Source organism: uncultured Maricaulis sp. (assembly GCF_963976135.1).
Lineage (GTDB): Bacteria > Pseudomonadota > Alphaproteobacteria > Caulobacterales > Maricaulaceae > Maricaulis.
Genome location: NZ_CAXBKN010000029.1, coordinates 23966 through 30801 on the forward strand (window position 1 = coordinate 23966; position 6836 = coordinate 30801).

Here is a 6836-nt window from a genome sequence, read left to right on the forward strand (position 1 = left end):
TTACACAATATTAACCGCCCGGTAGCTTCAAGCTGGGCAATAAGGTGAGCGATTCGCATGTCGTCTGCAGGTCCTTGGAGCGTCAAGGGAATCGATCCCCGCGCTCGGGCGCGTGCCAAGACGGCTGCGCGCCATGACGGGGTGACCCTGGGCGAGTGGCTCAACCGGGTGATTCTCGATGATTCGGATCCGGCCAGCCCCCATTGGGACGATGCCCTTGAGGGCTTCCCCGGCTTTGGCGGCGGCGCCAGCCCGGCTGATCCCGGCGAGGACCGCCTGCTGCGCGCCATGGTCAATCGTCTGACCGAACGCATTGAAGCGGCCGAATACCAATCCTCCCAAACGCTTGGAAATCTCGACAAGGCGATCAATCAGCTCGTCGACAAGATTGGCCGCAGCAGCGAACGCCAGGCGGAGCAGCTCGACGAGACACGCGAGGATCTCGGCCGTGTCCGCCAAGGCCAGGACGACCTGGCCGGCCGGATCGCACAGATGGAATCCAGCCAGGTGGCGGGTGATCCCGAAACCGGCAAGGCTATAGAAACCACAATCATGAAGCTGGCGCGCCGGCTCTATGAACACGAAAACGACATTGCCGCGCGGCTGCACGACACCGGCCAGCAGGTCAAGGAACAGGGCGAGGCCTCCCGCAAATCCGCCGAGGCGCTGGCGCTGAAGCTGGAGCGGGCCGAACACCGTGCTGCCGATCTGGCCGACCAGGCCAAGCGCCGCGATGAACGTTCAGGCGAAGTGCTCAACGGACTGCACCGTGCGACCGACAGCCTGCGCCTGCGGGTCGAGGGTGCCGAGCGCCAGACCAATGACGCCGCCCGCACGCTCGACACTACGGTTTCACGCCTCGAAGACCGGTTGAAGACTCTCGAATCACGCAATTCTGGCGACAATATCGAACTGGAGCGCCGCTTCGACCGCCTGTCCGGCGAAGTCGCCGGCATGATTGCGGAGACTCGCACCCAGCTCGCCAGCGCGCTGAGCAATGTCGCCGCAGAACCGCGCGTTGACCGGCTGGAAAATGCCCTCACCCAGGCACTCGGACGGATTGATGATGCCGAACGCCGCCAGGGCGATGGCATGCACAAGCTCGGCAATGAGCTGACCAAGCTGGCCGGCGCCATCGAACGCCGTCTGACGGAGAATGAGCGCCGCACCCAGGAGGCGCTGCGCGACACACGCGCGGAACAGAATATTGACCGCCGGCTTGATGATGTCCGTCAGGAAGGCAAGGAATCGCTGCGCCGGATGGGTGATGAGGTCACGCGCATGGGCAAGGCGCTGGCCGACCGCATCGCGCATGCCGAGACGCAATCCTCGACGGCTGTGGCCGCTGCGACCGACCGTATGGCCGAGGTGATCGCCCGCCTGGACGAGAAGAAAGCCGCCTCCGACGAGGCCCTCGCCGACCGGCTTCGTCAGTCCGAGGAGCGCACCGCGAAGCGCATCGAGGATGCGATGAGCGGCGTCAAGGATCGTCTCGCCACCGTCCGTGCTGACACCGAGGAAGTCCTGTCTCCGGTGCAACGCGCCATGTCAGCTCTGGCCGACCGGCTCGAGGCGATCGAGGCCCGCAAGCTGGAAGACGACGCCAAGGCCGCCGCTGCGGTCGAGGCGGCCGCTGAGGCTGAGGCCGAAGCGGCTGCTGAAGCGGAAGCGGAGGCCATAGCAGCAGCCGAGGCCGCCGCCGCCGAAGCGATTGACTTCGATACACCCTTGGCGCCGCCGCCACAGGCCGAAACACCCCGCAGCCATTACGCGCCTGACGATCTCGACCCCTTCCTGACTCCCGAACCACCCGCGCAGCCGCCCGCACCGGCCCAGACACTGGCCGCCCCGATCCTGCGCGCGCCGCAGCCAGCGCCTGTGCCAGCCGCGCAACCGCGCCCGATGGCTGCTGCGACAGCGCCGCAATCCGCCATTTCACACCCCGTACGGGCGGCCGCCGCGCCGGCTCCACAAGCCGCGCCGCACCCCACTCTGCAGCCCGTGCCGCAGCCCATACCGGCAACACCACAACCCGCGCCGCAGGCCGCGCCACAACCGGCCGCGCCGCGTCCTGGTCAGCGGATTGGCGCCACAGCGGATGCCGATTTCCTCGCTTCGGCACGCGAACGCACCCGCACCCAGAGCTCCGCTGTTGAGTATGACCCAGGCAGCCGGCCATCAAAGCTCGGCCGCACCCTGCTGATTGCCCTGCCGGTCATCGCCCTGGTCATGCTCGGCGGCGCCGGTGCCATCCTGGTCTGGGAAGCCATTCGCGGTGACGCTGCCAGCCAGGCCGCCAATGCGGTCCAGGAACGCAGCTTCGTCGCCTCGGTCGAAGCCGGATTCGCCACCGCCGATCCTGCCGCGCCGGACGCAACCGCACCCGCAATCTCCGGAAATGCGGCCGCGACCGAAGCCATGACGGACACCAATACCGGCGACAATGCCACGAACACGGCGGGCGAGACTGCCGAAGCACGCCAGCCGGCACCTGCCAATGTCGTTGCCGACGCGTCAGGCAGCGCCGTTCCGCTCTCCGCCCCCGCGCCGCAGGAGCCCAGCCGTACCGCACCCCAGCGCAGCACCGTGAGCACCGGCGCCAATACGCTTGAGAGCGCCGCCGCCGATGGCAATCCGGTCGCGCGTTACATGCTCGGTATGCGCAGCCTTGAAACCGGCGACACCGCGACCGCCGCCATCCTGCTGCGCCGCGCCGCCGAACAGGGCATCCCGGCAGCGCAATACCGCTACGCCAAATTGCTCGAGACCGGCGAAGGTGTCGGCATCGATCTGGAAGCGGCGCGTCAATGGACCGAGCGCGCTGCCAATGCCGGCCATCGCCGGGCGATGCACAATCTGGCTGTGATGTATTATTATGGTACCGGCACAGCCGTAAACTTTGACGAAGCCGCCCGCTGGTTCCAGGACGCCGCGCTGCTGGGTCTGCGCGATTCCCAGTTCAATCTCGCTCTGTTGTTCGAAAGTGGCCAGGGCGTGCCCTTGAGCGTGCCCGACGCCTTCACCTGGTATTCCATCGCTGCGACCGAAACCGACCCGACTGCCAGCCAGCGCGCCGCTGCGCTGGAAGAAATGATGGAACCGGCAGCGCTCGCCGAAGCGCGCCGCATCGTCGCCTCGTTCCAGCCGCGCCCCATCGATGCCCAGGCCAATGGGCTTTATCGCGATCTGCCCTGGGAACAGGCCCCGGTGGCCAGTGCCAATGATGTCTACCGCGCCCAGGGCTTCCTTGCCGCACTGGGATATTCGCCCGGACCGATTGATGGCATGATTGGCGGCCAGACCTATGAAGCCGTGATGGCCTTTGAAGCCGACCAGGGATTGCCGCAAACCGGGCGCGTCGATGCCGGCCTGCTCGACCGGCTCGCACGCGCTGCGGCGGGGTAGCGGGCGGTGCAAATATATCTCCCGATCGCCGAGATCTCGGTAAACATCTTCTTGCTGTTGGGACTGGGTACGGGTGTGGGTTTTCTGTCGGGCATGTTCGGTGTCGGCGGCGGCTTCCTTCTGACCCCGCTTCTCTTCTTCATCGGCATACCGCCCGCCGTCGCCGTCTCGAGCCAGGCCAATCAGATCGTCGCCTCCTCGGCCTCCGGCGCGCTGGTCCACTGGCGTCGCCAGACCCTTGACCCCAAAATGGGCACCCTGCTCCTGGTGGGTGGTTTTGCCGGCTCCATTGTCGGCGTCCAGATCTTCACCGCCATGCGCGAGCTCGGCCAGATCGATCTGATCATTTCGCTCAGCTATGTCGGCTTTCTCGGCACGATTGGGGCGCTGATGTTCATCGAAAGCGTGCGCTCCATTCTGCGCCGCAACCAGGCCCCGGAACGCCGTGAGGGCGGGGTGAAACGTGGCAAGCGCGGCTGGATCGACACCCTGCCCTTCAAGATGCGCTTCCCGCGCTCGGGCCTCTATATCTCCGTCATCCCGCCCGTCCTGATCGGGTTCTTCGTCGGCGCCCTCTCGGCAATCATGGGCGTTGGCGGCGGTTTCGTGATCGTGCCGGCGATGATCTATATCCTGCGCATGCCAACCAATGTCGTGGTCGGCACCTCGCTGTTCCAGATCCTGTTCGTCACCGCCCTGACCACCTTCCTGCAGGCCGCCCAGAATCAGACCGTCGATGTCGTGCTGGCGATGATGCTCACCGTTGGCGGTGTGATCGGGGCCCAGTTCGGCGCCCGCGCCGGACGCCACGTCAAGGCCGAGGAATTGCGCGCCCTGCTGGCGATCATGGTGGTCGGCGTCTGCATCAAGCTGGGTCTGGACCTCGTCGTGACGCCGGCTGACATGTTCGTCGTCCTGCCGCATGGCGGAGGGGGCAGCTGATGATGATGCTCGCCCTCGCCCTGCTGGTACAGCAGCCCATGGTCAATGAGGCGCCCGGCATCATGGCCGCCCTGACCCAGGAGACGGTTGAGATCCGCGAGAATTTCGCCGGTACTTCGCTGGTGCTCTATGGCGCCACGCGCGGCCTGACCCTGCGCGACGAGATTGTTGTCGTATTACGCGGCCCCGATCAGGATTTGCGCGTCATGCGCAAGCGCCGCAGCTTCGGAATCTGGGTCAATACGGCGCCGGTCGATTTCCCCACCGTGCCGAGCTATTACGCCATGGCCAGCTCGCTGCCGATCGATGTCATCGCCCCGCCGGAATCCCTGGCGCGCAACGGGATCGGGCTGGAGAGCCTGCTGCACCCGGATATCAGTGCCGAGGTGGAAAGTCCCGATGTGGCGGAGCTGGAAGACTACCGCGCCGCGGTGCTGCGCGCCGGCGGCCGCGATGCGCTCTATGCGGACACGCCCGGCGGCGTCGATGTCCTCGATGGCGGCCTGTTCCGCGCGGTGCTGAAAATGCCGCCGCGCACACCGGTCGGCAATTACACGGCCGAGGTCTATTTGTTCCGCGATGGCCGCCCGGTCGCCAGCCGCACCACCAGCCTGCGCGTCGAAAAGGCCGGGTTCGAGCGGGTCATCTATGAATTCGCCCATAATGCGCCGATGATTTACGGCCTGTTTTGCGTCGCCCTTGCGATGCTGGCCGGTTATCTCGCCGCGGTGCTTTTCGGCCGCGACTGAGCCCTGTCGGGGATGAGTTTCGCCGCCGCGACCGGATAGACGGTTTCCGTCCCCATGATCAGCGCATCCGGCCTCGCCCCGAAACAGCGGTCATAGGCCGCGTCACACACGTTCAGCCCGCCGGTAAAAGCCCCGAACGCGGGCATGACCAGACGTGTCCCGTCGGTCGCGAAACAGCGCGCCCGCACGGCACGCCCCTTGCCGCGCACCCTGGCGCAAGGGTGAAGATGTCCGGCGATCTCGCCCGGTGCCGCACCCTCGGCTGGCAGATGTCGCAGGGTCAGCGCGCCAATGCTCAACGCGTGCAGGATCGTGCCACCAAAGCGCGGCGGCGGGGCGGGGTCATGATTGCCTTCAATCCAGACCCAGTTGGCAACCGAGCCGACCAATGCCTGCAGGGCTGCCGCGTCGTCCGCATCCATCCGGCCATCGGCCCCGAGATCGTGGAAGCTGTCACCCAAAGCGACCACGCGTTGCGGGCGGTGGTGGGCGATGCGTCCGGCCAGCCGCCGCAGGGTCGAGCGTGTGTCATAGGGCGGAATGAGCTGGCCGCGCGCGGCATAGGCCGAGCCTTTCTCGAAATGCAGATCCGACACGATCAGGGTCGAGACGCCGGGCAGGACCAAGACCCCGGCGGGATCGGCCAGAGCCTCGACACCATTAAGCCGGAAGGCATGGGCCCGGGGGCGGACGGGGTCAGTCAAGGCGGGTCGCCTCCGCGATCAGATCATCAGCGGCATCCACCAGAATGCTCTCCTGGCCCTCACCCCGAACGGATTCGCGGCCGATTTCCAGCATCACCGGCACCGCCAGCGGCGAGATACGGTCGAGCGCCTGGTGCGAGATATGGCCCTGCACGCGCGCCAGCGCCTCGCCCAGGCGGTGAATATCGAGCAGGCCGGTGCCGGCATCATTCCAGGCGGCGCGCAGCAGGATGTGATCAGGCTCGTGCTCGCGCAACACGTTATAGATCAGATCGGTCGAGAAGGTGATCTGGCGGCCCGACTTCTCCTGGCCGGGAAAGCGGCGCTCGATCAGGCCGGCGATGATGGCGCAATTGCGGAAGGTCCGCTTCATCAGATCGCTCTCGGCGAGCCAGGCCTCGAGATCATCGCCGAGCATGTCCTCGGCAAACAGCGCCTCGAGATCGAGCCCCGACATGTCGCGCAGCCCCCAGACGGCGAGCGCATATTCATTGGCCACAAAGCCCATCGGCCGCATCCGCAGACGTTCCAGCCGCCGCGTCAGCAGCATGCCCAAAGTCTGGTGCGCCAGACGGCCCTCGAACGGGTAGCAGACGAGATAGAAATGCGCCGCGCGCGGGAAGGTCTCGACCAGCAGGCCGTCGGCCCGGGGCAATTCCGAGCGCAGGCGCTGGATCTGCAGCCAGTCGCGCACCTGATCCGGCAGGCGGGCCCAATGCGCCGGGTCCTGCACGATCTCGCGCACCCGGGCGGCGAGATAGGTCGAGAGCGGGAATTTGCCGCCATTATAGGCGGGGATTTTCGGCGTCGTATCGGTGGAACGCGTCACCCGCGCCGTCATCTCCTCGATCGCTTCAAAGCGCAAGACCTGGCCGGCGAACAGAAAGGTATCGCCCGGCGTCAATTGCTCGATGAAATACTCCTCCACCTGCCCCAGCCGCTGGCCGCCGCGGCCGCGCGAGGAGACCACCACGTCGAGCATCGGCGCCTCGACAATCGTGCCGACATTGAGCCGGTGACGCTGGGCGATCTGCGG

At 66.4% G+C, this 6836-nt stretch carries 4 protein-coding genes and 1 pseudogene; 3 read left to right on the forward strand and 2 right to left on the reverse strand.

The annotated features are described in order from the left end of the window. Positions 1-57: 57 nt before the first annotated feature. Genes AAC023_RS05920 through AAC023_RS05930 form a run of 3 tightly spaced genes read left to right on the forward strand, consistent with a single transcriptional unit; the run spans position 58 to position 5096 of the window. Positions 58-3405, forward strand: coding sequence for a peptidoglycan-binding protein (locus AAC023_RS05920; RefSeq protein ID WP_339739131.1), 3348 nt, complete (start codon positions 58-60; stop codon positions 3403-3405). 6 nt (positions 3406-3411) lie between these two features. After that, positions 3412-4347, forward strand: a complete 936-nt coding sequence (locus AAC023_RS05925) for a sulfite exporter TauE/SafE family protein (protein WP_091769467.1) — start codon at positions 3412-3414, stop codon at positions 4345-4347. Next, positions 4347-5096 (forward strand): TIGR02186 family protein, encoded by a 750-nt coding sequence (locus tag AAC023_RS05930; RefSeq protein WP_339739135.1) that lies wholly within the window; start codon positions 4347-4349, stop codon positions 5094-5096. The genes AAC023_RS05925 and AAC023_RS05930 overlap by 1 nt, the downstream gene beginning before the upstream one ends. On the opposite strand, the gene pdeM is transcribed toward AAC023_RS05930, so the two are convergent. Beyond that, positions 5063-5800 (reverse strand): ligase-associated DNA damage response endonuclease PdeM, encoded by a 738-nt coding sequence (gene pdeM / locus AAC023_RS05935; protein ID WP_339739137.1) that lies wholly within the window; start codon positions 5798-5800, stop codon positions 5063-5065. The genes AAC023_RS05930 and pdeM overlap by 34 nt on opposite strands. Next, positions 5793-6836 (reverse strand): annotated as a pseudogene (locus AAC023_RS05940) (DNA ligase-associated DEXH box helicase); the annotation flags it as partial. The pseudogene AAC023_RS05940 and the gene pdeM, both read right to left, overlap by 8 nt.